At 67.1% G+C, this 26,463-nt stretch carries 21 protein-coding genes and 1 pseudogene; 8 read left to right on the top strand and 14 right to left on the bottom strand.

Features of this window, described 5'->3' with window-relative positions:
* Positions 1-227 precede the first annotated feature (227 nt).
* Positions 228-2,810 (top strand): nitrite reductase large subunit NirB, encoded by a 2,583-nt coding sequence (gene nirB / locus ACIUM1_RS12720; RefSeq protein WP_406813060.1) that lies wholly within the window; start codon positions 228-230, stop codon positions 2,808-2,810.
* A 10-nt stretch (positions 2,811-2,820) separates the two neighbouring features.
* Positions 2,821-3,171: a nitrite reductase small subunit NirD gene (gene nirD, locus ACIUM1_RS12715; protein ID WP_406817489.1), complete on the top strand. Its 351-nt coding sequence runs from the start codon at positions 2,821-2,823 to the stop codon at positions 3,169-3,171.
* 33 nt (positions 3,172-3,204) lie between these two features.
* On the opposite strand, the gene ACIUM1_RS12710 is transcribed toward nirD, so the two are convergent.
* The 7 genes from ACIUM1_RS12710 to ACIUM1_RS12680 all read right to left on the bottom strand — a co-directional run bounded on the left by ACIUM1_RS12710 (position 3,205) and on the right by ACIUM1_RS12680 (position 10,443).
* The gene (locus ACIUM1_RS12710) at positions 3,205-3,657 is read right to left on the bottom strand and encodes a hypothetical protein (protein WP_406817488.1); all 453 of its coding nucleotides are present in this window, start codon (positions 3,655-3,657) and stop codon (positions 3,205-3,207) included.
* A 58-nt stretch (positions 3,658-3,715) separates the two neighbouring features.
* On the bottom strand, positions 3,716-4,540 hold the full coding sequence (locus ACIUM1_RS12705) for a sirohydrochlorin chelatase (protein WP_406817487.1): 825 nt from the start codon (positions 4,538-4,540) through the stop codon (positions 3,716-3,718).
* Positions 4,531-5,694 carry a uroporphyrinogen-III synthase gene (locus ACIUM1_RS12700; protein ID WP_406817486.1) on the bottom strand — a complete coding sequence of 388 codons (1,164 nt, stop codon included), beginning with the start codon at positions 5,692-5,694 and terminating at the stop codon, positions 4,531-4,533. Before ACIUM1_RS12700 ends, ACIUM1_RS12705 begins: the two co-directional genes overlap by 10 nt.
* Positions 5,695-5,771: 77 nt before the next feature.
* Positions 5,772-7,172 carry an MFS transporter gene (locus ACIUM1_RS12695; protein ID WP_406817656.1) on the bottom strand — a complete coding sequence of 467 codons (1,401 nt, stop codon included), beginning with the start codon at positions 7,170-7,172 and terminating at the stop codon, positions 5,772-5,774.
* A 464-nt stretch (positions 7,173-7,636) separates the two neighbouring features.
* A complete protein-coding gene (locus tag ACIUM1_RS12690; protein WP_406817485.1) occupies positions 7,637-8,548 on the bottom strand; it encodes a 5-oxoprolinase/urea amidolyase family protein in 912 nt (303 codons plus the stop codon).
* A gap of 94 nt (positions 8,549-8,642) precedes the next feature.
* Entirely contained in the window at positions 8,643-9,317 is a 675-nt protein-coding gene (locus ACIUM1_RS12685) for an allophanate hydrolase subunit 1 (protein ID WP_406817484.1), read from the bottom strand.
* A gap of 112 nt (positions 9,318-9,429) precedes the next feature.
* On the bottom strand, positions 9,430-10,443 hold the full coding sequence (locus tag ACIUM1_RS12680; RefSeq protein WP_406817483.1) for an ABC transporter substrate-binding protein: 1,014 nt from the start codon (positions 10,441-10,443) through the stop codon (positions 9,430-9,432).
* 291 nt (positions 10,444-10,734) lie between these two features.
* On the opposite strand from ACIUM1_RS12680, the gene ACIUM1_RS12675 reads away from it, so the two are divergent.
* Entirely contained in the window at positions 10,735-12,126 is a 1,392-nt protein-coding gene (locus ACIUM1_RS12675) for an MFS transporter (RefSeq protein ID WP_406817481.1), read from the top strand.
* 12 nt (positions 12,127-12,138) lie between these two features.
* On the opposite strand, the gene ACIUM1_RS12670 is transcribed toward ACIUM1_RS12675, so the two are convergent.
* Positions 12,139-13,452 carry a DNA polymerase domain-containing protein gene (locus ACIUM1_RS12670; RefSeq protein WP_406817480.1) on the bottom strand — a complete coding sequence of 438 codons (1,314 nt, stop codon included), beginning with the start codon at positions 13,450-13,452 and terminating at the stop codon, positions 12,139-12,141.
* A gap of 57 nt (positions 13,453-13,509) precedes the next feature.
* Here ACIUM1_RS12670 and fadD2 point away from each other — a divergent pair, with 57 nt between their 5' ends.
* The gene (gene fadD2, locus ACIUM1_RS12665; protein WP_406817479.1) at positions 13,510-15,189 is read left to right on the top strand and encodes a long-chain-fatty-acid--CoA ligase FadD2; all 1,680 of its coding nucleotides are present in this window, start codon (positions 13,510-13,512) and stop codon (positions 15,187-15,189) included.
* Here fadD2 and ACIUM1_RS12660 read toward each other — a convergent pair.
* The 5 genes and pseudogenes from ACIUM1_RS12660 to ACIUM1_RS12640 all read right to left on the bottom strand — a co-directional run.
* On the bottom strand, positions 15,186-16,193 hold the full coding sequence (locus tag ACIUM1_RS12660) for an IS481 family transposase (RefSeq protein ID WP_406817655.1): 1,008 nt from the start codon (positions 16,191-16,193) through the stop codon (positions 15,186-15,188). The genes fadD2 and ACIUM1_RS12660 overlap by 4 nt on opposite strands.
* Positions 16,194-16,349: 156 nt before the next feature.
* The gene (locus ACIUM1_RS12655; RefSeq protein WP_406817478.1) at positions 16,350-16,712 is read right to left on the bottom strand and encodes an ATPase; all 363 of its coding nucleotides are present in this window, start codon (positions 16,710-16,712) and stop codon (positions 16,350-16,352) included.
* 997 nt (positions 16,713-17,709) lie between these two features.
* Positions 17,710-19,911, bottom strand: coding sequence for an acyl-CoA dehydrogenase (locus tag ACIUM1_RS12650; protein ID WP_406817477.1), 2,202 nt, complete (start codon positions 19,909-19,911; stop codon positions 17,710-17,712).
* A gap of 133 nt (positions 19,912-20,044) precedes the next feature.
* Positions 20,045-21,175 (bottom strand): alpha/beta hydrolase, encoded by a 1,131-nt coding sequence (locus tag ACIUM1_RS12645; RefSeq protein ID WP_406817475.1) that lies wholly within the window; start codon positions 21,173-21,175, stop codon positions 20,045-20,047.
* Between the two features lie 35 nt (positions 21,176-21,210).
* Positions 21,211-21,342, bottom strand: a pseudogene (locus ACIUM1_RS12640) (TetR/AcrR family transcriptional regulator); the annotation flags it as partial.
* Positions 21,343-21,437: 95 nt separating this feature from the next.
* Here ACIUM1_RS12640 and ACIUM1_RS12635 point away from each other — a divergent pair.
* From ACIUM1_RS12635 to ACIUM1_RS12620, 4 genes are all read left to right on the top strand, one after another.
* Entirely contained in the window at positions 21,438-22,019 is a 582-nt protein-coding gene (locus ACIUM1_RS12635; RefSeq protein WP_406817474.1) for a VOC family protein, read from the top strand.
* 29 nt (positions 22,020-22,048) lie between these two features.
* Positions 22,049-22,597, top strand: coding sequence for a hypothetical protein (locus tag ACIUM1_RS12630; RefSeq protein ID WP_406817473.1), 549 nt, complete (start codon positions 22,049-22,051; stop codon positions 22,595-22,597).
* Positions 22,598-22,948: 351 nt separating this feature from the next.
* Positions 22,949-24,424, top strand: coding sequence for a condensation domain-containing protein (locus ACIUM1_RS12625; RefSeq protein WP_406817472.1), 1,476 nt, complete (start codon positions 22,949-22,951; stop codon positions 24,422-24,424).
* Positions 24,425-24,426: 2 nt separating this feature from the next.
* Positions 24,427-25,776 carry a hypothetical protein gene (locus ACIUM1_RS12620; RefSeq protein ID WP_406817471.1) on the top strand — a complete coding sequence of 450 codons (1,350 nt, stop codon included), beginning with the start codon at positions 24,427-24,429 and terminating at the stop codon, positions 25,774-25,776.
* A 15-nt stretch (positions 25,777-25,791) separates the two neighbouring features.
* Here ACIUM1_RS12620 and ACIUM1_RS12615 read toward each other — a convergent pair whose 3' ends face one another.
* On the bottom strand, positions 25,792-26,454 hold the full coding sequence (locus ACIUM1_RS12615) for a TetR/AcrR family transcriptional regulator (RefSeq protein ID WP_406817470.1): 663 nt from the start codon (positions 26,452-26,454) through the stop codon (positions 25,792-25,794).
* Positions 26,455-26,463: the final 9 nt, after the last annotated feature.

The raw sequence follows: 26,463 nt of genomic DNA, 5'->3' as shown, positions 1-26,463 counted from the left end.
GGCGCTTCCCTTCCAGTTCCTTGAGCTTCATTGTGAGATTCCTGTGACCGGCGCCCCTGCGACCGGCTATCGGGACAAGCATGAGCCGACCGCGCTTAAGTTCCACCTGGCCGTTCGTCGCCGGCGAACGCTCAATCACAGACCGCCCTGTGAGTTGTGAGATCCTCGTCATAGGACCGTCATATTGCGCGAGAAGACCGTAATTTCTGGCCGTTACTCTCAAAGCCATGTCTGCAGACGGGATTTCGCGCGCCAACTGTGCGCCTCGTCACATTATCGTAGTCGGACATGGCATGGTGGGGCACCGGTTCGTCGAGGCGCTCCGCGCCCGTGACACCGAGGGACTATGGCGCATCACGGTTTTCGCCGAGGAGGCCGACGCGGCCTATGACCGCGTGGGACTGACCTCGTACACCGAAAGCTGGGATCGCAAGCTACTGGCATTGCCCGGCAACGATTACGAGGGTGACGAGCAGGTCCGGCTGGTACTCAACCAGCGCGTTACCGAAATAGACCGCGCCGCAAAGGCGGTGGTGACCGCAGACGGCCGGCGGCACGGTTACGAGACGCTGGTCCTGGCAACCGGCTCGTACGCCTTCGTGCCGCCGGTGCCGGGCCACGATCTGCCCGCATGTCACGTGTACCGCACGCTTGACGACCTCGACGCCATCCGCGCGGACGCGCAGCGCACCGTCGAAACCTCGCACGCCACCGCCGGTGTCGTGATCGGCGGCGGCCTGCTCGGGCTGGAAGCCGCTAATGCGCTGCGCCAGTTCGGGTTGCAGACCCACGTCATCGAGATGATGCCGCGGCTGATGGCCCAGCAGATCGATGAGGCCGGCGGCGCGCTGCTGGCCAGGATGATCGGCGAGCTCGGCATCTCGGTGCATGTCGGCACGGGCACCGAATCGATCGAGGCGGTCGACCATTCGGACGGCACCACCTCGGTGCGGGTGAGCCTGACCGACGGCCAGGTCATCGACGCGGGCCTGGTGATCTTCGCGGCCGGGATCCGGCCGCGTGACGAGCTGGCGATCGCCGCCGGCCTGGCCCGCGCGGACCGCGGTGGCGTGCTCACCGACGTGGCTTGCCAGACAAGCGATCCCGACATTTATGCGATCGGCGAGGTCGCCGCGATCGGCGGCCGGTGCTACGGCCTGGTGGGGCCGGGTTACACCTCCGCCGAGGTGGTGGCCGACCGATTGCTGGACGGCGTAGCGGAATTCGGCGAGGCGGACCTGTCCACGAAGCTCAAGCTGTTGGGCGTGGACGTGGCCAGCTTCGGTGACGCGATGGGGACTACCGAGAACTGCCTCGAGGTCGCCATCAACGACGCGGTCAATCGGACCTATGCCAAGCTCGTGCTCTCCGACGACGCCAAGACGCTGCTGGGCGGCGTGCTGGTCGGCGACGCCTCGTCCTACGGGGTGCTGCGGCCGATGGTCGGCAGCGAGCTGCCCGGCGACCCGCTGGCGCTGATCGCGCCGGCGTCCTCCGGCGGCAGTACCGCGTTGGGCGTTGGGGCGCTGCCGGATTCGGCGCAGATCTGCTCCTGCAACAACGTCACCAAGGGCGATCTGAAGTGCGCGATCGGCGACGGCTGCGCGGACGTCCCCGCGCTCAAGGCGTGCACCTCGGCCGGCACGTCGTGTGGATCGTGCGTCCCGCTGCTCAAGCAGCTGCTGGAAGCCGAGGGCGTGGAACAGTCAAAGGCGCTGTGCGAGCACTTCAGCCAGTCGCGGGCGGAGCTTTTCGAGATCATCTCCGCCACCGAGATCCGGACCTTCTCGGGTCTGCTGGAGCGCTTCGGCCGCGGAAAGGGTTGCGACATCTGCAAACCCGTGGTCGCCTCCATCCTCGCGTCCACCGGCTCGGACCACATCCTGGAAGGCGAGCAGGCCTCGCTGCAGGATTCCAACGACCACTTCCTGGCCAACATCCAGAAGAACGGCAGCTACTCGGTGGTGCCCCGGGTACCCGGTGGTGACATCAAGCCCGAGCATCTGATCCTGATCGGTCAGATCGCCCAGGACTTCGGGCTCTACACCAAGATCACCGGCGGGCAACGCATCGACATGTTCGGCGCGCGGGTGGACCAGCTGCCCGAGATCTGGAAGCGCCTGGTCGACGGCGGCATGGAATCCGGCCACGCCTACGGCAAGGCGTTGCGCACGGTGAAGAGCTGCGTGGGCACCGACTGGTGCCGTTACGGGCAGCAGGATTCGGTGCAGCTGGCCATCGATCTGGAACTGCGCTACCGCGGACTGCGGGCACCGCACAAGATCAAGATGGGCGTCTCGGGTTGCGCGCGGGAGTGCGCCGAAGCCCGGTCCAAGGACGTCGGCGTCATCGCCACCGAAAAGGGCTGGAACCTCTACGTCGGCGGCAACGGCGGCATGACTCCCAAGCACGCGCAGCTGCTGGCCAGCGATCTGGACACCGAAACGCTGGTCCGCTACGTCGACCGGTTCGTCATGTACTACATCCGGACGGCCGACCGACTGCAGCGCACGGCGCCGTGGGTCGACTCGCTCGACGGCGGGCTCGAACACGTGCGCAAGGTGGTGTGCGAGGACTCGCTCGGCCTGGCCGGGGAATTCGAAGCCGCAATGGAGCGGCATGTGCAGAACTACAAGTGCGAATGGAAGGGCGTGCTGGACGACCCGGACAAGCTGTCGCGGTTCGTGTCGTTCGTCAACGCCCCGGACGCCGTCGACTCCACGGTGGCGTTCACCGAGCATGCCGGGCGCAAAATCCCTGTGTCCATTGGCATGCCGCGGGTCCGTTCAGCGACAACTTCGCAGGAATGAGGGAGACATCATGACCCTTCTCAACGACATTGCGGTGTGGACCACTGCGTGCGCTTACGATCACCTCATTCCCGGTCGCGGTGTCGGCGTGCTACTCGACGACGGTTCCCAGGCGGCGTTGTTCCGGCTGGACGACGGCGCGGTGTACGCCGTGGGCAACGTCGACCCGTTCTCCGGGGCCGCGGTGCTCTCCCGCGGAATCGTGGGTGACCGCGACGGCCGCGTCGCGGTTCAGTCGCCCATCCTGAAGCAGGCGTTCTCGCTCGAAGACGGTACCTGCCTGGACGATCCGGCCGTCTCGGTGCCGGTGTACGCGGTGCGGATCACTGATGACGGCGAGGTTCAGATCGGGCGCGAGTAACAGCCGCGGGTTGCCTGAGCCCGACCGCCGGGTTCAGCGGGTGATGTCGCCCACCAGGTAGCGCTGCATCGTCGGCCCGATCGCGTCGACGAGTGCGTCCACCGGCATGGAGTGCAGCGGCTCGGAGCGAATGCCGTAGCGCATGATGCCCAAGCCCACCAGCTGGGAGGCGCATAGCGAGGCCCGCAGGGCCGCCTTGTCGGCCCCGAGCATTCTCAGCAGGGGGCCGAACACCGGACCGATGAACATGCTCTGCACGATCTCGGCGGTCTTCGCCATCCCCGTCGACGCGATGGCGCTGGCCGCGAACGGGCCGCCGCCGGCGGCGTCCCACGTCGTGATCAGCGTGCGCAAGGTCCGCCGGCCCACCTGATTGACGCCGCCGGTGACCATCCGGTCGATGAATTCCGGTGTGCCGAAGGGCAACCGCAGCATCTTGGCGACGGGATCGAGGATCCGAGGCGACGGCTCTTCGCGACGCGGCATGGTGCCAGGATCGCCCGTCTGCGACCAAAGATCAAGGAACGCCGTGCACCGGCGCGCCTCACGAGCAGGCGTTTTGGGTTACGGCGGAGCGCGCATGCCGCGGCCGCGGGCCCCGTGGCGGCTCACCCGGCGCGACGCGGGCCAGCCGATGGGGGCTCACCCGGCGCGACGCGTGCCGGGCGGTGGGGGCGGGGACCGGTGGCAGTGCTCGCCGGAATCGGTTCGCGACCAAGCGCGCCAGCCCCGGATGGGTGCCCAGTGGCTCACTGACCAGGTCGGCGCCGCAGCTGTGCAACCGTTGCTGGAACAGGCCGTCGGCCAGGAGATATGAAGCGACCACGACGCGTCCGCCGGCGCGGCGCGCACGAGTCCGCGCCCGGTCCACCGCCTCGGGCAGCTGCGGATCGCCGGTGGCCGCGAACGCCAGGCTCACCCGCGATCCGGTCAGCGCCGACAACAACGTCGCCGTGGTGTGCAGGTCGGTTCGGGCTTTGTCGTCCGAGGTCCCAGCTGCCGCCAGAATTACCGAATCGCCGAGTCGCCAGCCGCATTTCACCAGCTGATCGCCGACGATCCGGGCGATCTGGCCGCTCGGCCCCAGCGCCGGGGCGACAATCACGCTCGGGTGCCCACTGATCTCGACGTGGGCGGGCAGATCAGCTCGGACGTGGTATCCGCGGGAGAGGAAGGCGGGCACCACGATGGCGGGCCGGTCGGCGGCCTTCGCGCGAACCAGGACTTCGCTGGGGGTGGGGCCGACCACGTCCACGAAGGCGACGTCGACGGTGCGGCGAACCACCGTACTCACCTGTGCCGCAAGGTCTTCGATCATCGCCACGCCACCGGGCCTGCGGGTGCCGTGCGCCACCAGGATCAGTGCCATGGGGAATCTGTCGGATGGTCGATCGCGAGACGGTAGCCGCGCTTGACCACAGTCGCGACGATGTTCTTGTCGCCCAGGGCCGTTCGCAGCCGCAACACCGCGGTATCGACGGCGTGTGGATCATTGCTGTTGCCGGGAAGTACTCGTAACAGGTCGTTGCGCGCCACGACATCACCGGGGCGTTGCGCCAGGGCGCGCAGCGTTGCCATGCCCGACCCCGAGAGCGACTTGACCGAACCGTCGACCAGCACGCAGCTTCCGCGGATCTCGATGTCGTGTCCGGCCGCGCGGATGGCGCACGACCGCAGCGGAGGCAGCTCCTGGGCGATGTGGCGGGCCAACGCTCCCAACCGCATTCGCTCCGGCGACGACGTCGGGATCCCCGCGCGGATCAACGGCTGCGCGGTGACGGGGCCAACACACATCGCGTGCACATCGCTGCGAAGAGCTTGCAGCAGTTGATCTTCGATGCCCAACTCGCGGCTGCGTTCCAGCATCGCCGCGCAGGCCGGGGCCGAGGTGAAGGTCACCGCGTCGAATTGCCGCCGCGCGATCGAGGCGACGAGTTGGTCGAAGTCGCCGCCGGGCGGCGTCGGCTTCCAGCGGTATACGTGGATGGGGACCACCTGCGCGCCCGCCGTCCGCAACCCGTTGATGAACTCTGGGAAAGGATCCCACCCGTCGGCCGCGCCGTGCAGCTGAACGGCGATCCGCTTACCGGCGACATCCGATTCGAGGAGGTAGCGCAGGACTTCGCGCGACGATTCGGACTTGGGGGACCATTCCTCGTGCAGCCCGGCGGCGCGCAGTGCGCCGGTCGCCTTGGGTCCGCGGGCTACGATCCGCGACTTGGCAAGCGACGCCAGCAGATCGGTGGCCAGCCCCCAGCCGTCGGCCGCGGCGACCCAGCCGCGAAAGCCGATGCCGGTGTGTGCCACCAAAATATCGGGGGCCTCGGCGATTACCGCTTCGGTGTGGTTCTTCAGTGCGTCGTCTTCGGGCAGGGCGATGATGTTGATGGCCGCGGCACTGGAGACCTCTGCGCCGTTACGGCGCAGCAACGCGCACAGCTCCTCGGCGCGGTTCGCCGACGTGACGGCGATCCGGTAGCCGGTCAGCGGCGCGGCGTCGGGTGGGGCCAGTTGGGGGGCCATGTGAGTTGTGTATGCCTGCGACGTTTCGGTTGCGTTACCGGTCAATTGCTGTGCCATTGCCCGTGTTGCGAGTCCACTCACACCCGGGCGGCCTCGGTTTCCGGCGCCGGCTCGGGCAGCCCGGCGGGGGCCGGCGCGGGACGGCGTACGTAGACCGTCCAGGTCATCAGTGCCGCCACCACGTAGGAGACCAGAAACGCCCAATATGCTGACGTTTCCGTGCCGGTGCTCAGGTAGGACTGGCGGAGCGCCAGGTTGATTGCCACGCCGCCGAGCGCCCCGACGGCTGAACAGACGCCGATCAGCGATCCGGACATCGCGCGGGCCCAATGACGGCGTTCGTCCTCGGTCGCGTCCAGCGAGCGACTGCGCGCCTCATAGACGGAGGGGATCAGCTTGAAGACCGAGCCGTTGCCCATGCCGGACAGGATGAACAGCACCATGAAACCGATGACGTAGCCGATCATGCTCACGGAGTGGGCCGCGCCGCGCTGATCGTCGGCGGTGCTGACGGTGACCAAGAGCCCGGCGCTCAACGTCATGCCGGCGAGGACGCCCAGGGTGACGCGGCCGCCGCCGATGCGATCGGAGAGCCGGCCACCGTAGATGCGCGCCAGCGAGCCCAGCAGGGGTCCGAGGAAGGCCAGTTGCGCGGCGTGCAGCGCCGCGTGTTTGGGGGTTTCCCCGTCGGCCAGGAAGTTGACCTGCAGCACCTGCCCGAAGGCGAAGGAGAAGCCGATCCAGGAGCCGAAGGTGGCGATGTAAAGCAGCGAGATCACATGGGTGTCGCGCTCGAACAGGATCGAGCGCATGGTGCTCAGCTGGGTGCCGTGGTTGACGTTGTCCATGAACAACGCGGCCGCTACGCCCACTACGGCCAGGAGCACCAAGTACACCGCGCACACCCAGTACGGCGCCTCGTGCCCGGCGGTGGCCAGCACCAACAGGCCGACCAGCTGGATCACCGCGACCCCGAGGTTGGCCACGCCGGCGTTGACGGCCAGCGCGCCGCCCTTGAGCCGCTGCGGGTAGAAGGCGTTGACGTTGGCCAGCGAGGCCGCGTAGTTGCCGCCGCCCAGCCCGGTGAGGGCGGCGCACAGGACGAACGGCCACAGCGGCAGGCCGGGATTGGCCAGCAACACGATCGTGCCGGCCGTCGGGATCAGTAACACGAAGGCGGAGAACGTCGTCCAGTTGCGGCCCCCGAAGGCGGCGATGCCCAAGGTGTACGGGATCCGCGCGCAGCCACCGACCAGGGTGGCGACCGCGCCCAGCAGCAGCTTGTCGCCCGCGGAGAAGCCGTAGACGGCACTCGGCATGAACAGCGCCATGACGGGCCACAAGGTCCAGATCGAAAACGCAACGTGGTCACCGGCGACGGTGCACAGCATGTTGCGCCGGGCGATCTTGTTGTTGCCGGCCTCCCAGGCCGCTGTGTCTTCGGGGTTCCAGTCCGCGATGCGGTGGTTGCGGCCCATCTGATTGTCGCCTTTCTTCGGCATAACGCTCATGCGCGTCCACTTGTCGAGGAAACGGCCTGCGTGGCAATGACATTGCACGGGATGGCGTGCATTCAGATCCCTCTCGTCAGGCCCAATGAACCACCGCGCCCGGCCGCCGCGCCAAGGGCCACCGAGCTCGCCCATGCCGGGAAAGCGGTTCGGAGGCTGGCTTTCGGGGCTTGGGCGGCCCGAATGAAGGGGCATGCCCCGCAGTACGGTCCGATGCTCACATTTACGACGCGAGCGGGTCAACCGGAGCGGGCCGATATCGCCTGTTAGTTTTTTACCAGTTATCTGGTAACAACCTGAGGGGCAATCGGTTCGCGGACGCGCCGGTGAGCGGGCCTGAAACACCAAGTGAATTCACGCATACGCCCGGTCTCATGTGAGCTGGAATACATGAGGATTTCCGGGCTCCGCTTTTTCGCGGACGAATTGCGTTAGGAAAAAGGCCAACTCGCGGCGGCGGACTGGGCGCCGACCAAAACCCTGGGCCGCGCCCAGTGCAGCCGCACCGTCTGGCCGGGCCGCACCTGGGCGATCTTGTCGACGTCCTCGTCCACCACGACGCCGATCACCGGATAGCCACCGGTGACGGGATGGTCCGGTCCCAGGATCACCGGTAAACCGTTGGGCGGCACCTGGATTGCGCCGCGGGTGGCTCCCTCACTGGGCAGCTGCCGGTCCGGGTAGCAATGCTGTAGGGGTCGGCCGACGAGCCGCATCCCCACCCGGTCGCTGCGATCGGACGCCACCCAATCGGTGTGCACCAGGGCATCGGGATCGACGAACCAATCGTCGCGCGGCCCGGGCACCACGAACAACTCGACGGCGCCGCCGGTGATTGCCGCGACCGGCGCCTGGTCCAGTTCGGGATAGGCGTCGGTGTGCTCGCCGATCGGCAGCCGGTCGCCGGCCCGCAGCGGGGCCGGCCCGATGGCCGACATCACGTCGTAGCTGCGCGAGCCCAGCACCGGCTCTGCGCACAGGCCGCCGCGGATCGCCAGGTAGCTGCGCAGTCCGGCGCGGGGGACGCCCAGCGAGATCACCTCGCCGTCGCGTACGTGATGAATGCTGTTGGTGCCGAACTTGATTCCGTTGACGGTGGGGTCGGTGTCGGCGCCCGTCACCGCGATGTCGACATCGCCGCCGGACACCCTGGCCGCGAAACCGCCGAACGTGACCTCCACGGTGGCGCGGTCGTCGGGATTTGCCACCAGGCGGTTGGCCAGCCTGTGCGCACGCCGATCGGCGGCGCCGGATCGGCTGACCCCCAGGTGCGCCAGCCCCGGACGGCCGAGGTCTTGCAGGACGGCGAGCGGTCCGGTGCGCAGGATCTCCAAGATTGGCACGGCTATCTCCTTAACTGATGGTGGCGACCCGTTTCGCTCGGTCCCCCCGCAAGCGGGTGGTGGCCCCCAGCGCCGCGCTTGCGATCGGCACTGGCTAGACGGCTCGAAATTGAACCCACAACCCCCGCGTCAACAACGCAGGGTCCGGACGCTGCAGATCCCACAGCACCGCATCGGTGCGGCCGATGAGCTGCCAACCACCGGGGGATCGGCGCGGATATACCGCGCTGAATTCACCCGCGAGGGCGACGGAGCCGGCCGGCACCGCGGTTCTCGGTTCGGGGCGGCGCGGTACCCGCAGCCGCGGGTCGCCGTCGACCAGATATGCGAATCCGGGTGCGAATCCGCTGAATCCGACCCGCCACAGCGTGGACGTGTGGGCGTCGATCACCGCCGCGATGGTCAGTCCGGTGTGGCCGGCGACCTCGGCCAGATCCGGGCCGTCATAGACGACGTCGAGGACCACGTCGGCGCGCCGTTCCGCGGCCGCAGAGGGGGTGGCGGCCACGCGCATCTTGCGCAACCGCTGGCGGATAGCGCCTTGGTAGCGCGAGCCGTCCAGCTTCACCAGCACCGTGCGGGCCGCCGGGACGACGTCGATCACGCCCGGTATCGCCGCGGCGCGCAGCGCATCCGCCCACGCCAACACCTCGGCGGTGCTGCCGCATTGCACCATCAGCGCGCGGTCGCCGTAGTCCACCACGGTGTTGCCGACCAGCTCCGTCGGCAGGTTGTGGGCCAGGTCGCCGCTAAGATCCGTCACGCTCATTACTCGACGGTAACCCCGGGATCGGGGCCCGTGCGAGGGTCGCGGACGGGATTTTCGAGCACTGCCAGAGCTGCCTTAGCAAACGCTCAAACAGCGGCGACGTCGCGCGTGGCTAGCCCAGGATCTTGGTGATCAGCGGGGGCAGTTGGTCGGCGATGACGGGGTAGCTCAGCGGCGACGCGAACGCGATCGCGCCGGCCTGGTCCTTGGTGGTGAAGATGTGGCGGTTCTGCGCGGTGGTCAGCGACCCGGCCACCTCGGGGTCGGCGAGTACCGCCTTCTGGTCGTCCGGGCTCTCCGTCGTCCAGATCACCACGTCGGCGGAGTCGAGCACCGATTTGATGTGATCGCGGGGGATGACCGCCCGCTGATCGGTGCCGAACGGCTTGATGGTGTCGGAGATGACCAGCCCCATCTGGTTCAGGAAGTCCGTCCGCCACCCCGCCATGGTGGCGACGACCGTGCCCTGCCACAGCGCGCCGTGCATCAGCAGCGCCTTCTTGCCGGTCCACTGCTGGTTCTTTTTGCCGATGTCGGTGAACTTCTGGTCGACGCCGGCGATCAACGACTTCATCTGGTCGGCTTGGAAGACCGCCTGGCCGACGGTGCCGGCCTGTTCCTTCCACGGCTCGAAGAACGCGTCGCCGTCCGATTGCGCGACGGTTGGGGCGATCGCGGACAGTTTCTGATACGTGTCGGCGTCCAGGCCGGCGTTGACGGCCACGATCAGGTCCGGTTTCAGGCCGGCGATCTGGTCGACGGGAATGCCGTTGTCCAGGTTCAACACCGTCGGCTGGGCGCCGCCGAGTTTGGCCGCGGCCCACGGCCAGACGGCGGAGGGCTGGTCACCGAACCAATTGGTCACCGCGATCGGCACCACGCCGACCGCGAGCAGGTCGTCCTGTTCGGTGTAGCCGGCGCTGACGACACGCTTGGGCGGCTCCTTGATCACGGTCTGGCCGAACAGGTGGGTGACCGTCACCGAACCCGGGGTGGCTCCGGGAGCCGGCTTGCTTGACGAGCATCCCGTCAAAAGCTCCGAGAACGCGGTCGCACCGCCGATCGCGGCAACCCCGGCAGCCCCTGCGAGCTGCAAGAATCCCCGTCGATTCCATCCCTGTCGCATCGCGTGAGAGTATCGCGTTCCGCCCCCGCAGATGCATCGCCGCGCTGTGCAGGCCCGTCAGCCCGGCGGCATGCCGGCGTCGAGGAAATCCAGGGCGCCGATTGTCGCGCATCGACACCCGGCCGTGTGCTCGCGGCGTAGCTGCGTTGCCGAGTTCTGACAAACGTGACCGGGCCGTTGCGATTTCTGCGTATCGCCCACGTAACTGTGCACACCCAGTCCGGTAACAGGGCGTCTTTAGCGTCGAGTGGTCACTTCCCGCCGCCTCATTCAACTCAGGAGTCCCACCGGATGACCACGACCATCAGCCCCGTATCGCAGCCCGCGCCGCAGCGCGAGCGTCATGCGGGACGGCACTGGATCGATGACTGGCGGCCCGAAGACCCCGAATTCTGGAAGACGACCGGCAAGCCGATCGCTCGCCGGAACCTGATCTTCTCGATCTTCGCCGAGCACGTCGGGTTCAGCGTGTGGATGTTGTGGAGCATCGTGGTGGTGCAGATGACGGCGGGCGCGCATGGGCACCCCGCCCCCTCCGGGTGGGCACTGACCGCCAGCCAGGCCCTGTGTCTGGTCGCCGTGCCCAGCGGCGTCGGGGCGTTTCTGCGGTTGCCCTACACCTTCGCCGTGCCGCTGTTCGGCGGCCGTAACTGGACCACCATCTCGGCGGCGCTGCTGCTCATCCCGTGTCTGCTGCTGGCGTGGGCGGTGAGCCATCCCGGCCTGCCGTTCGGCGCCCTGGTGGCGATCGCCGCGACCGCCGGTTTCGGCGGCGGCAACTTCGCCTCGTCGATGGCCAACATCTCCTTCTTCTATCCGGAGCAGGACAAGGGCTGGGCGCTTGGCCTGAACGCGGCCGGCGGCAACATCGGTGTGGCGGTGGTGCAGAAGCTCATGCCGCCCATCGTCGTCGCCGGCGGGGGGATGGCGCTGTCCCGCGCCGGGCTGTTCTACGTGCCACTGGCCGTGGTGGCCGCGGTCTGCGCGTTCATGTTCATGAACAATCTCACCGAGGCCAAGGCGGACGTGCGGCCGGTGCTGGAGTCGCTGCGGCACCCCGACACCTGGGTGATGTCGCTGCTGTACATCGGCACCTTCGGATCGTTCATCGGCTACTCGGCTGCCTTCCCCACCCTGCTGAAAACGGTCTTCGGACGCGGCGACATCGCCCTGGCGTGGGCGTTCCTGGGCGCCGGCATCGGCTCGGTGATGCGCCCCCTGGGCGGCAAGCTGGCCGACCGGATCGGCGGCGCCCGCATCACCGCCGCCAGCTTCGTGATGCTGGCGATCGGGGCGGCGGCGGCACTGTGGTCGGTGCAGGCGGTGAACCTGCCGGCCTTCTTCGCCAGCTTCATGTTCCTGTTCGTCGCGACCGGCATCGGCAACGGCTCGACGTACCGGATGATTTCGCGGATCTTCAAGATCAAGGGGGAGCTGGCCGGCGGCGATCCGGACACCATGGTGGGGATGCGCCGCCAGGCGGCCGGGGCGCTGGGCGTCATCTCGGCGGTGGGCGCCTTCGGCGGGTTCGTGGTTCCGCTGGCCTACGCGTGGTCGAAGTCGCAGTTCGGCAGCATCGAACCGGCGCTGCGGTTCTACATCGTGTTCTTCCTCGCCCTGCTCGGCGTCACCTGGTACCGCTACCTGCGCAAGCACAACGCGATAACCCGGGTGGGAATCTAGGCGGGACCGGCATCAGGTCGGCGGCTGCTGCTTGTCGCCGTATCCCTGCCCCTCCTTTTTCCCCTCCTTTTTCCCCTCCTTTTTCCAAGGGCTGTAGTCGGCGATCAGCTCCTCCTGGGGTGGCCGTTGGTCTTCGGGAACGTGCTGCAGGTTGATCCGGATCCGATACCAGATCGAACTGGGCCCGCGCATCCCGTCGATCAGGACGTCAACCGGCTGCAGCCGGCGGGCCGCCGCGGGGTAGCGGTCGCGCCAAACGTCCAGCGCGGCCAGCGCCTCGTCCTTGGTCTTGGTGCGGGCGATCTCGATCAGCGGCATCGCGGAGCGCCTACGGCCAGCCGCTCCGCCGGGACGCTTGCCCGACCCTTTCGGCGCGCGTTCGGGCGGCCCCATCTCCTCGGCCAGCACCAGCAACCGGTCCAGCTCGCCGACGGCGTCGTCCATTCCCGACCACGGGTCACCCAGGTCCGCGAACCGGGCGGGCACGGTGTCGAGGGTGAACGCCACGGGGTCACAGCCGGCGACCTCGTCCCAGTGCAGCGGTGTCGACACCCGGGCATCGGGGGTCGCCCGCACCGAGTACGCCGATGCGACGGTGCGGTCCTTCGCGTTCTGGTTGAAGTCGACGAACACCCCTTCGCGCTCCTCCTTCCACCAGCGGCTGGTCGCCGCCTCGGGCACGCGCCGCTCGACCTCGCGGGCAACGGTCTGCGCGGCCAGCCGCACCTGGCGAAACTCCCAGCGCGGGGCGATGCGGGCGTAGATGTGAAAGCCGCGCGATCCCGACGTCTTCGGCCATGCGGTGAGGCCGTAGTCCTCGAGCACCTCGCGGGCCACCAGCGCGACGTCCACAATGCGCCGCCAGGTGACCCCGGGCATCGGATCCAGGTCCACCCGCAGCTCGTCGGGGTGGTCGAGGTCCTCGGCCAGCACCGGATGCGGGTTGAGATCCACGCAGCCCAGGTTGACCGCCCAGGCCAGGCCGGCGGCGTCGTGGATCACCGCCTCGGCGGCGGAAGTGCCTCGCGCGTAATGCAGTTCGGCAACGTCGACCCAGTCCGGCCGTTTGGCCGGCGCGCGCTTCTGAAACACGGCTTCTTCGGTGATGCCCTTGACGAAGCGCTTCAAGATCATCGGGCGGCCGGCCGCACCGCGCAGCGCCCCGTCGGCCACCGACAGGTAATAGCGGACTAGGTCGAGCTTGGTGTGCGGGCCGGCCGAGGTTTCGCCGGCGCCCACGCGGGGGAACACCACCTTGTCCGGATGGGTGATGGTGACCTGGCGCCCGGCCACCTCCAGCGAAACTGGACGGGTCATGCGGTTCATGCTAATTCGCCAGAATTTCTGGCCGTACTGAGACGGACGTCACATATGGTGGATTCCATGCCTAACCTCCTCGGCCTACCCGGTCAGGCCGTCGCCAAAGTTCAGCAGTACGTCGAACGCGGCTCGGCCGAACTGCACTACGTGCGCAAGATCTTCGAATCGGGCGCGTTCCGGATCGAGCCGCCGCAGAACTACGCCGCGATGGCCGCCGACATCTACAAGTGGGGAGAGTTCGGCATGCTGCCCTCTCTCAACGCGAGGCGCCATCCCGATAAGGCGGCGTGCATCGACGAAGACGGCGAATTCTCCTACCGCGAACTCGACGAGGCGGCACACGCGGTGGCCAACGGGCTGATCGAGAAGGGCGTCAAGGGCGGCGACGGCGTCGCCCTCCTGGCCCGCAACAGTCGCTGGTTTCTGATCGCCTACTTCGGCGCCGCGCGGGTGGGTGCCCGCATCATCCTGCTCAACAGCGAATTCTCCGGCCCGCAGATCAAAGAGGTGTCCGAGCGCGAGGGCGCCAAGCTGATCATCTACGACGACGAGTACACCAAGGCGGTCAGCAAGGCGGATCCGGAACTTGGCAAGCTGCGCGCGCTCGGGACCAACCCCGATGCCGACGAGCCGTCCGGCAGCACCGATGAGACGCTGGCCGACCTGATCGAGCGCAGCGGCAAGAAGCCCGCGCCCAAGGCGAGCAAGCACTCATCGATCATCATCCTGACCAGCGGCACCACCGGTACCCCCAAAGGCGCGAACCGCAGCACCCCGCCGACGCTGGCGCCGATCGGCGGCATCCTGTCGCACGTTCCGTTCAAGGCCGGCGAGGTGACCTCGCTGCCGGCCCCGATGTTCCACGCGCTGGGCTTCCTGCATGGCACCATCGCGATGTTCCTCGGCTCGACGCTGGTGCTGCGCCGGAAATTCAAGCCGCCGCACGTGCTGGAAGACATCGAAAAGTACAAGGTGACCGCCATGGTCGTCGTCCCGGTGATGCTGTCGCGGATCCTCGACACACTCGAGAAGATGGACTCCAAGCCCGACCTGTCGAGCCTGAAGATCGTCTTCGTGTCGGGATCGGCGCTGGGAGCCGACCTGGCCGAACGGGGTCTCAAGGACCTCGGCCCGGTCATCTACAACATGTACGGCTCGACCGAGATCGCCTTCGCGACCATCGCCGAGCCCAAGCACCTGGAGTTCAACTCGTCGACCGTCGGGCCCGTCGTCAAGGGTGTCCGCGTCAAGATCTACGACGACAACGGCAAGGAGCTGCCGCAGGGCGAGGTAGGTCGCATCTTCGTCGGCAACGCTTTCCCGTTCGAGGGTTACACCGGCGGAGGTAAGAAGCAGATCATCGACGGGCTGTTGTCCTCGGGCGATGTCGGTTACTTCGACGAGAACGGCCTGCTCTACATCAGTGGGCGCGACGACGAGATGATCGTGTCCGGCGGCGAGAACGTCTTCCCGGCCGAGGTCGAAGACCTCCTCTCCGGGCATCCCGATGTCGTGGAGGCCACCGCGATCGGGGTCGAGGACAAGGAATGGGGCCATCGGTTGCGCGCCTTCGTGGTGAAGAAGGACGGCGCCGACCTCGACGAGGACACCGTCAAGCACTACGTGCGCGACCACCTGGCTCGCTACAAGGTGCCGCGTGAAGTGGTCTTCCTCGACGAGCTGCCGCGCAACCCGACGGGCAAGATCCTCAAGCGCGAGTTGCGCGAAATGGACGTCGACTAGCTGTGATGTCCAGGGAGGTTGGTCAGTCGAGTGACTGGTGGCTGGCCTCCGATGGCGGAGTGGGCTCGATGGTGATTATAGAAATGCAGCCAGGCTGGCAACGCGGTGTCGCGCTGTTCGGTTGAGTCATAGAGCCGGGCATAGGCCCAGCCGTCGGCCAAGGTGCGGTGGAATCGCTCGATTTTTCCGTTGGTCTGTGGGCGATAGGGACGGGTCCGCTTGGGGGTGATCTGCAGATCTGCGCAGGCATCACGCCATGCGAAGGATCTGTAGGCAGATCCGTTGTCGGATAGGACTCGCTCGACGGTGACGCCGCGCTCGGTGAACCATGCCACCGCGCGCTGCAGCACGCCGATCGCGGTGGCAGCTTTTTCGTCGGTACAAATCTCGGCGTAGGCCATGCGGGAGTGATCATCAATGACGGTGTGCACGAACGCTGTTCCGATCCTCGGGCGCCAGTTCTTGGCGCGGTCGCCGCGATTACCGGTGCGGTGAGCCGTCTGGGCGGCGTTGTGCTTGCTTTGTTGTCGACTCACGAACTTGTGGCCGCCACCGTCGGGGATGTTGCCGAACTTGGTCACGTCAACGTGAATCAGCGCTCCGGGATGGGCATGCTCATAACGGCGCAGCGGCTCACCGGTAATGCGATCGATGGCCGCCAGGCGGTTGATCCGGCATCGGGTCAGCACTGCGTGCACAGTCGAGGCCGGCATGCCCAGACGACCAGCAATCTGCACGGGACCGTATCGGTGACGCCACCGTATGCCCACGATTAGCCGAACGACCTCAGGACGGGTGCGGGTAGGGCTGGTGCGCGGTCGAGAACTGCGGTCGACCATCCCGGCCACACCTTCGGCACGGAACCGATCGGCCCACTTTTTAGCAGTTCGCGGTGCGACCATGAACATCTTGGCGGCCGCGGCGTAGGTCCAGCCGCCCTCGACGATCAACTGAGCCAGTCTCAACCGAGCACGAGGGGTCAAAGCAGCGTTAGCGTGGGACACGAAGGCCTCCTGGTTGACGAAGCGGTTCCTAGACAGCTCCACTTCACAACCGGAGGCCTTCACCTGTCACACAGGCTCACCGATACCAGACCGGACAACGTCCCTGGACATCACAACTAGCCCGTTTGGGCCGGCGGGTCTTGAAGGTGGACGGGGTCAGCGGCGCTCTTTGATGGCGCGGGTGATCTGCGCCGTCAGCTTCGGGTCGACCAGAAGCTGGTCGATGAGCGCGGTGAGGACCTCCTGCCCGGTCACCCGGGCGACTCCCAGCCGGTCGGCCGCCTCGCGCTGCCAGATGTCGAGGGCCCGGTGAGTGGCCGCCGGCAGGTCGACGGTTCGACGTGTCCGCTGGGTGCGCCCCTGCTGGGCGGCCGGTTGGCTGGCGATCCGCGGGCCGCCCGGCTGTCCGAGGCTGGTGAGGCGCTCGGTGGGGGCGGCGTCCCCCGAGGGCCCAGTGGCCGAGTTGGGGGCGCGAAAGGCTCCGGCGCTGGGTCCGCTGTGACTGCTGTTGAAGTTCACTTCGGTGTCTTCCTCCGTGAGTGCCAATCAGTAAATCAGCGCTCGGTGCCGTTGTGTCAATACTGATTCTGTCACCGACGCCAGCCTAAGTCGCGTCGGCGACCCGCCCGCGTTCCGGCCGCCGCTGCGGGGTGGCAACGCAGTTGCGGCTCGCGGCGGCGCCCCGCCCCGCGGATCGCGTCGCAAATTGATAAAAGTAGCTGGTCGCCCTCAAAATGGTTGTTTTTTCCGGACGCCGATGCTGCTGGTCGGTGTCCGGGAGACCCATAAACTCAGAACATCCGTTACTGCGGATTATCTGATATCAGTAGATACTACCGCCGTAAGACAGTACATCAGTAAATCACCGACAAGCTGCGCCAACACCGATCGAACGCGCGGAAAATCAGTATTTGTGTATAAATTGATTACGGAAATACGCATCGGATAACGACGACAGAAATTGGCTGAATCGCCGCCATTGTTATCCAATTCACAGCGTAAAACGCTGAATTTCTCTTGTTTGCTCAGAAAGGTGCGACTAGCGTTTTTGGCAGTGGTAGCAAGTGGTTGGAGAGGAAAACTTCGATGAGCTTCGGGCGGTCATTACGCGGCGCGGCCGCAGGTGCCCTGGGGGCCGGGGCGCTGGCCGGCGCGCTGATTTTCGGCGGCGCCCCCACGGCCCAGGCCACTCCTGCGCCCGTAGCCACCACAAGCTTCGCCAGTGCTGGGCCGCACAGCGGACCGGGCTTCATCCCTGACCGCCCAGGCGGCGGTGGATGGGGCGGCCATGATGGTCGGGGAAATGGCAATTGGGGGCACGGCAATGGGGGCCGTGGCGGTGGCTCGTGGGGCCCCCAGCACTGGTGGAACTGGTGGTGGTGACCACCAACTCCGCGCGGTAGGGACCATCGCCGACACGCCAACCCTCGCCGATGGCCACCGCGTATGGGGGGAACCATGCCGGCCTGACGTAGTCAGGTCGGCATGGCCCTGTTTCGGGCCCTTTTGCGACGCCTTACGGGTCGCGGGGCAGGCCGAGCAGCCGCTCGGCGATGATGTTCAGCTGCACCTCGGAAGTGCCGCCGTAAATGGTGGTGGCGCGGCTGGCCAGCAGGTATTCGCCCCATTTGCCGGGTAATTGGTCGGGGTCACCGATCGCGGCATCGGTGCCGAACGACGAGACCGCGAATTCGGCGTAACCCTGGCCGGTGCGCATGGACAGCAATTTCGAGATCGCCGCCGACGGCATGGCGTCCCCACCGGCCAGCGTCAACAGCGTCGAGCGCAGGTTGAGCACCTTGGCCGCGTGACCCTCGGCGATCAATTGGCCCGCTCGATGCTGGGCGATCTGGTCGAAGTGGCCGTCGCGGATGAACTCGACGAACTGGCCCAGCGTGGCCAGGAAGTTCGCCTCGCTGCTGCCGATCGACACCCGCTCGGCGGTGAGGGTGTTGCGGCTGACCTCCCAGCCCCGGTTGACCTCGCCGAGCACGCACTCGTCGGGCACGAACACGTCATCGATGTAGACGGTGTTGAACATGGCGTTGCCGGTGAGCTCGCGCAGCGGCTTGACGTCGACGCCGTCGCTGCGCATGTCCAGCAGGAAGTAAGTGATGCCGCCGTGTTTCGGTGCGCTGGGGTCCGTCCTGGCCAACAACGCACCCCACTGGGAGAACTGCGCGGCGGTGGTCCAGATCTTCTGGCCGGTGATGCGCCAGCCGCCCTCGGTCCGGGTGGCCTTGGTGGTGAGACTGGCCAGATCCGATCCGGCGCCCGGCTCGGAGAACAGCTGGCACCAGATCATCTCGCCACGCAACGTCGGCGGCAGGAACTTCTGCTTTTGCTCCTCGGTTCCGAACGCCACGATCGACGGGATGATCCAGGTCGCGATCCCCGTCTGCGGCCGCTTGACCCGCCCCGCGGAGAACTCCTGGGCGATGATGATCTGCTCCACCGGACTGGCCGCCCGGCCCCACGGCTTCGGCAGATAGGGCAGCACCCAACCGCCCTCGGCGATGGCGATCTTGCGCTGCTCTCGCTCGAGCTCCTTGAGCGCGGCGACTTCGGCCCGGATCTCTGCCCGCAGCTTTTCGGTGTCTGGGTCGAGATCGATGTCTACCGCACGCATGCCGGTGGTGGTCGCGGTGTCGACGACTTTTTGCGGATAGTCCGAACTGCGACCGAAGGAGGCGGCCAACATCAGGGCCCGGCGGTAGTAGACGTTAGTGTCGTGCTCCCAGGTGAAGCCGATCCCGCCGTGCACCTGTATGCAGTCCTGAGCACACCGCTGGGCGGCCGCCGGCGCCAGCGTCGCCGCCACGGCGGCGGCGAAGTTGACATGCGAACTGGTTGTGTCCCAACCTTTTTCGCGGGCCTCATCGATTGCGCGGGCGGCATCCCACACCGCCGCGGTGGCCCGCTCGGTGTCGGCGATCATCTCGGCGCACTTGTGCTTGATGGCCTGGAACTGGCCGATCGGGCGGCCGAACTGCTCACGGATCTTGGCGTACTGCGAGGCCGTGTCGGTCGCCCAGCGCGCCACACCGATGGCTTCGGCGGACAGCAGTGTGGTCATCAGCGCGTGCGCCGTCGCCATGCCCAGGTTCGTCAGCACCGCGTCCTCGGCGACCTCTACGGCATTGGCGCGCACGTCGGCGATGGGGCGCAGCGGGTCCAGGCTTTTCACCGGCTCGATCTCGAGCTGGTCGGCGCGCAGCACCACCCACGCCTCGCCGCTGTCGATGGCGACCGGCAGCACCAGCAGCGTGGCTTGCGCGGCGGCCGGGACCGCGCGAACTTCGCCGCGGATCACCAGTGCGTTGCCCTGGCGGGTGGCGGTCAGCGCACAGCAATTCAGGGCATAGCAGGCGATCTCGGCGCCCGACGCCAGCTCGGCGAGCACCTTCGCGTCCGGGTCGTGCGCGGAGATCAGTGCGCTGGCGATCGCCGACGGCACGAACGGGCCCGGCACCGCGCCGTAACCGAATTCGGCCAGCACGATGGCCAATTCGAGGATGCCGAAGCCCTGTCCGCCGACTGACTCGGCGAGATGGACGCCCTGCAGTCCCTGGTCGGCCGCGGCCTGCCAGTAGGGCGGCGGATCTTCGATGGGGGTTTCCATGGCCGCGTGCAGCGTCTCGGACGGCGCGACGCGCGCCACCAGTGATCGCACGGAATCGGCCAGGTCTTGATGCTCGGGATTTATCGCGATCGGCATTGGTCGCCCTCCGTTGCTGCAGGTGGCCGCGTCGGCCAAGTACCTTCCAAGCTAACAACCGGTCGGTTGGTTGACGATATGGGCTGGCGGCTGTCCGTCGCACAGGCGGCGGAGACGAAATGCGCGACAACTCTCAGCGCCACCGCTTGCCGATCCATTCGGCGATGGTGTCGGCCTGCTCGCTGCGTGCCCCCGGCGTGGTGAAGTAGTGGTCGGTGTCCACCGAGGCCCGCGTTTTGTCGGTGCCGGCGAGTGCGTCGAAAATGCGTTGGGCGTCAGAGGGAAACACACCGGTGTCGGCCTCGGCGTTGATCACCAGGGCGGGACAGCTGATCCGGGACAGATGCGGTTCGGCGCGGGTTTGCGCCACCCGCAGGCTCCACATGCTCAGCCAGTTGCGCAGCGTGCAGGCCGCCGCGATGCCGAGCGCCGAGCGGTTCGCCTTGGCGGGGACGCCCGCGTAGCAGGAGTTGGGTTGGCGCTTGGTGGGCTCGATGCTGGCATCGACCATGCGCGGATCGGCCCAGGTGCGCATGACGGAAAACGGGCGATCGGAAAACCCGGCCGCGCGAACGCGTTTGAGTTCGTTCTCGGCCCAGTCGGTGATCGCGTGGTTGCGCGCCGTCTGCGCGCTGCGGTAGCGGGTGAGAAACTCCGGCGAGTAGGGCGGCCCGTTGCGTTCGTTGAACAGGTCGAGGCCGGCATCGGTGGCGACGGGGTCGTTCTCGTCGACCACGGCGGCGTCCATCCAGGCGGTGAGCACCTCCGGGCGCCCGGGATGGGCGGCGGTGGCCACGAAACCGTCGGCCGGTGGCAATTGGGTCAGCCCGGCGGCCGGGCGCATCCCGTCCAGGGGAGTGACATTCGGCTCTACGGCCTGTGACTGGTAGGCGGCCATCAATGAGCCCCCACCCGAGTTTCCCAACAGCACAACGGTATCGACGCCCTGAACCTCACGTAGCCAGCGCACCCCGACGCCGATGTCGACCAGCGCGTGGTCGAGCAGGAAGCTGCTTTCGAAGCCGCGAAACCTGGTGTTCCAGCCCAGGAAACCGATGCCGCGGGTGGCCATGTAGTCGGCGAGATAGTGCTCGGAGAAGTCGATCTGGTAATGCGTCGCGATCATCGCCACTTTAGGTTTGCGGCCCACCCCCCGGTGATACAAGCCCTGGCACGGGTGCCCGCCCGCGCCCGCGCGGCCCGCGGTGGGCGAAGCAAGCCCGACGAATTCGCGGATGACTCCGGCACCGGTACGACCAGTCAATGCAGCGGTCCCCTCAGCTATAGATGGCTCGGTATGGCCAGGACACCCTTGCGTGCGATGACGATTCGGGCGGCCATGTCGATGGCGGCCCGCGTGCGCCTGCCGCGAAGAGTGGGAAGCCCGGCGGGCGGGCCGTCCCGGCCGGCAGGGGACGCCGTGGTCGACACCTGCGCACCTCCTGGGCCAAAACTGAAACCGATGTTAGATTCAGATTCGGGCCTTGGCCAGGATCGTCGAGCCGGGGACCGAGGGGAGCCACCAGATGATCAAGCCGCACAACATCAACACGGAATTCGAACTCGGTGGGATCAACCACGTTGCGCTGGTGTGTTCGGACATGGCGAAAACCGTGGACTTCTACACGAATATCCTCGGTATGCCGCTGATCAAATCGCTCGATCTCCCCGGCGGTGCCGGCCAGCACTTCTTCTTCGACGCCGGCAATGGCGACTGCGTCGCCTTCTTCTGGTTCGCCGACGCCCCCGACCGGGTGCCGGGGATCTCGTCGCCGGGCGCCATCCCCGGGGTCGGCGACATCACCAGCGCCGTCAGCACCATGAACCATCTGGCCTTCCACGTGCCGGCCGAGAAGTTCGACGACTACCGTCAGCTCCTCAAGGACAAAGGGGTGCGGGTCGGGCCGGTGCTCAACCATGACGAAAGCCCCATGCAGGTGTCGGCGACCGTGCATCCCGGCGTCTACGTTCGCTCGTTCTATTTCCAGGATCCCGACGGGATCACACTTGAATTCGCCTGCTGGGTGAAAGAATTCGAAAGCGGCGACGCCCAGGCGGTGCCCAAAACCGCGGCGGACCGCCGGCCCCCGGTGGGCGCCGCCCACTGAGCTGACCGGACCCGGCCGGAGGATGTTTCATGACCGACGGCATTCTGACCGACGCGCAGATCGCGGCGCTGACGCCTGAGCAACGGCGGGAACTGATCACCCGGCTGGAGCAGCCCCTGGGTGACGTGATCGACCCCGAGTTCCTGGCGCGGGTGCGGCGCATCCGATTGAGTCTGATGGTAGGAGGGGCCATGGCGATGGTGCCGTGGCTGGGCTATCTGTCGATGACGCTGCCGGAGAACTACGTCGCCCACAACTGGCCGATCACCTGGGTCGGCTTCGACGTGCTGCTGGTCGGGTTCATGCTGACGACGGCGGTGCTCGGGTACCTGCGTCGTCAGCTGCTGGTGCTCGCGGCCTTCACCACCGGGGTCCTGCTGTTCTGCGACGCGTGGTTCGACCTGATGACCGCCGGCCCCAAAGACATCTGGCTGTCGGTGATCACGGCGCTGCTGATCGAGGTGCCGCTGGCGATCTTCATGATCGCCAGCGCGGTGCGCATCATGCGGCTGACCATGATGCGGTTGTGGTTGCTGGATCCCGGCATGCGGCTCTGGAATCTGCCGCTGTTCCCCTGAGACGGTAGAGGTTCGGCTCGAGCCGAGGGGGTCCGGGCACCTGCGGCATGTTCCTTGGCGGCCGTGCGACCGGTAAGCGAAGTAGGCTACCGCAGCACCGATGATCACGCGGGAGAATGCGAGTCTTCGCAAAACCGCGAAATCGTCGCCGCCGTCAACTAGCGTCCACAGCAGCGACATAGGGGGTGTAAGCGACGCGGTAGTTCAGCCCGACATACCGAAGAGTACGTCGCGAAACTTCAAGCGCGAAACCAACACGTGATGCTCCAAAAGCCCAGCGCTGATTGCTCTTTGACCGCCCCCCGGACCGCACAACAGCCGCCGGTATCTCACAGCACAAGGACTCGATGAATGGTCGCACTCGGAAACATCAACGAATGGCAACCGCCGCACGGCCCGGTTACCATGTGGATGGCCGCCCCTACGGCGCTTGAAGCGGCTCGCGCCGCACGTCGAAGTGATCTGGCTCCGAGTTATCAACAGAACCAACATCTCTGGGCCTCCTATCACGGCAAGAACCTGAAACGGCAGCTGCCCCGGTTGATGATCGTGGCGTGGGATATCCCCGGCAGCTGCGACATCGAGGCGATGACCGCGACCATCAACACCCATGTGCGCCGCCAGGATACGTACCACTTTTGGTTCGAATTCGACAACGGAATCTTCGTGCGCCGCGAGATCGAGGATCCCGAAAGCATTGAATTCGTCCCCGTGGCGCTCGGCGAGATGACCCCGGACCAGGTGCGCACCCATGTCTTGACCACGACTCCTGAAACCCTGGACTGGGGCTGCTTCACCTACGGAATCGTCCAACACACCGACTATTTCACGTTCTACGCCAGCGTCGACCACCTGCACATCGACGGGCTGTCCGCCGCCCTCATCTTCCTGGACATCCACCTGATGTATCAGGAACTGGCGCAGAGCGGGCGCAGGGCCGCCGCACTGCCCGAGGTCCGGAGCTATCGCGACTACGTTGCGCGGCAGCGGCAGAAGGCCGCGATGCTGGACCTGTCTTCGCCCGAGATCAAGGATTGGATCGCGTTCGCGCGTGACACCGACGGCGACTGGCCGAGTTTCCCACTGCCGCTGGGTGACTTCTGGTCGAGCACCAAGGGTGATCTGCTGACCGTCGAGCTGATGGACGCCGCCGAGACCGCGGCCTTCGACGCCGCGTGCGTCGCGGCCGGCGCCCGGTTCATCGGGGGAGTCCTGGCGTGCGCCGGTTTCGCCGAGCACGAATTGACCGGCAAGGACACCTATCATGGGTTCACCGCCAAGGACACCCGGGTTGCCGGTGTCGACACGATGACCGTGGGGTGGTTCGCCAGCCTGATCCCGATCACCGTGCCGACCGCCGGCGAGACGTTCGCCGAGGCGGCCAGGGCCGCGCAGAAGTCATTCGACGACGCCCAGCGCCTCGCCGACGTCTCGGTCGAGCGGGTCCTGGAATTGGCCACTCCGGACGAACTGGGCATCAAGCTGCCCACGAAGCTGCCGATGATGCTGTCCTACCTCGACTTCCGCAAGATCCCCCTGAACGGGTTGTGGGCGGAGACGAAGTTCGGCACGTATGGCGACAGCCTTTCCCACGGCGGGATCAACATGTGGATCAACCGCCAGGCCGAGAACACCACCGTGACCATCTCCTTCCCGGACAACGCCGTCGCGCGTGAGTCTGTACTGCGCTACATCGCGTCACTGGCGCAGGCGTTTTTGCGGGTCGCCAAGCGCACCACGGATGAGCCGATTGTGGTTGCACCCCAGGCCTATTCGGAAGAAACCCAGCCGCTGGCGCCGGACGCGGACGACAACGAAGCGGCATAAAGATGAGCAACGTGCTGGACCTGGCCGACCAGACCCTCTTCCTCGGCGAGCGGGCGACGGGAGCCACCAGCCTGCTGCAATGTGTGTGGGTGTACGACCACGCCGTCGACACGGGCGGGTTGCGCGAGTTCCATCACCATCTGGGCAGGGGGCGGTTGTCGCGCCGGATCCAACGCTCTCCCTTGCCGTTCGGCCGCCACCGCTGGGTATCGCCCAACGACCGGTGCGCCCTCGAAATGGTCGGGACGCCGCGGCGCCGCGACGAGATCGACGCGTGGCTGGATGAACAGGGCACCAAACGTCCGGACGCCGAGCACGGCCCCGGCTGGCACCTGGCGGTGCTTCCGCTCACCGATGGCGGCGCGGCGGTCAGCCTGGTCACCACCCATTGCCTCACCGACGGCGTCGGGCTGTGCGAAGCGTTGGCGGATGCGGCCTGTGGGCGTGACGACGAGATCCGCTGGCCCGCCGCGGCGGCACGTCGGCGGTGGCGAGCGGTCCGTGAGGACGCGCGCCAAACTGCGCATGACGCGGGCGATGTCGGCCGCGCCGTCAGCGCGGCGATCCGAATGCTCCGGCAGGGCCGCGACGCTGTGCAGGCCGCGTCCGCGGAGAAACCGCCCACGCCGCCCACCGCCGGGGATGACCACATCATCTTGCCGATGACGACGTTCTTCGTCGGCGCCGACGAGTGGGATGTTCGCGCCCGCGCCCTCGGCGGCACCAGCAACGCGCTGCTCGCGGGATTGGCCGCCCGGCTCGCGCAGCGAGTGGGCCGCGTCGCGGCCGACGGCTCGGTCAACGTGGGGATGCCGGTCAACGAGCGCACCCGCGGCGATACTCGCGCCAACGCGGTGACGAACGTCGACGTCACGCTGAGCCCCTCGGCGATCGGCACGGACCTGCGCGAGATCCGCACCGCGATCAAGGACGCGCTGATTCGCCATCAGGACGTTCCCGACGAGCGCTGGGCGTTGTTGCCGTTGGTTCCCCTGATCCCGAAGCGGCTCTTCCGCCGAATGATCAGCGTGGTCACCGGCGGCGCAACGACTGTCGTATCGTCCAACCTCGGTGCTTTGGACCCGGCGGTGAATCGGCCGGACGGCAGCGAGGCCGGCTACTTCGCGATGAGGTCGGTGTACCCGGGCGTGACCAGGGCAACGATGCACCGCACCAACGGGGCGCTCGCTTTGCTGTCGGGACGGGTGCACGGACAGGTCTTCGTCTCGGTCCTCGGGTATCAGCCCGGTGGTCACAACTCGGAAGGCCGCTTGGCGCAGCACATTTCGGCTACCCTGAGCGACTTCTCGCTCACCGCCACGACGGGCTGGCGCGCGGCAAGCCGGGTGTGAGCTCGTGCCGCCGCGCTAAGCGTCGGCACGTGTGTCGGTGAGGCGGTACAGGTTTGGCTCGGCGAGCTCGTCGAGCAGCGCCGCCAGCTGGTCGACGAGCTGGTCCGGTTCGAGCTGGACGTCACCGGCCAGCCAGGCGCTGATGGTCTGTCCGACCCCGCCGACCACGAAATGCGCGGCGGCCTTGATGCGCTCGTTGGTCGGGACCTGCAGCGCGTGGCCGACGTGCTGGCCGGACAGCATGGCGAACAGCGCGCTGGACTCGGCGCGTTTGCGCACGATCACCGGGTCGGCCAACTGCGTGCTGAACAACAGGCGCCCAACCCGTGGGTCCTCGGTGACGGTCCGGACGATGTTGGCCATGCCCGCACGGGTTTGCTCGGCCGCCGGCACCGCGGCCACCGCCGCCTGGGTGGTGGCGGCCAACTCCGCGACCACCCAGTCGAACACGCACGCGACGAACTCGTCCTTGTCGGCGAAGCTTTCGTAGAAGTACCGGGCCGCCAAGCCGGCGCCTCGGCACACGCCGCGGACGGTGACCGCCGAGACGTTCTGCTGCTGCGCTCCGAGCAGGTCCAGCCCTACGGCGAGGAGCCGTTGGCGGCGGGTGGCCAGGCGTTCGGCCGCCTCGACCCCACGGTAGGGCCGTGCCCGGGACGTCTCGCTCATGCAGACCATCTTGACACC

Source organism: Mycobacterium sp. M23085 (assembly GCF_045343915.1).
Lineage (GTDB): Bacteria > Actinomycetota > Actinomycetes > Mycobacteriales > Mycobacteriaceae > Mycobacterium.
Note: the sequence above shows the minus strand (reverse complement) of the source record. Positions and strands in the feature narration are given on the sequence as shown.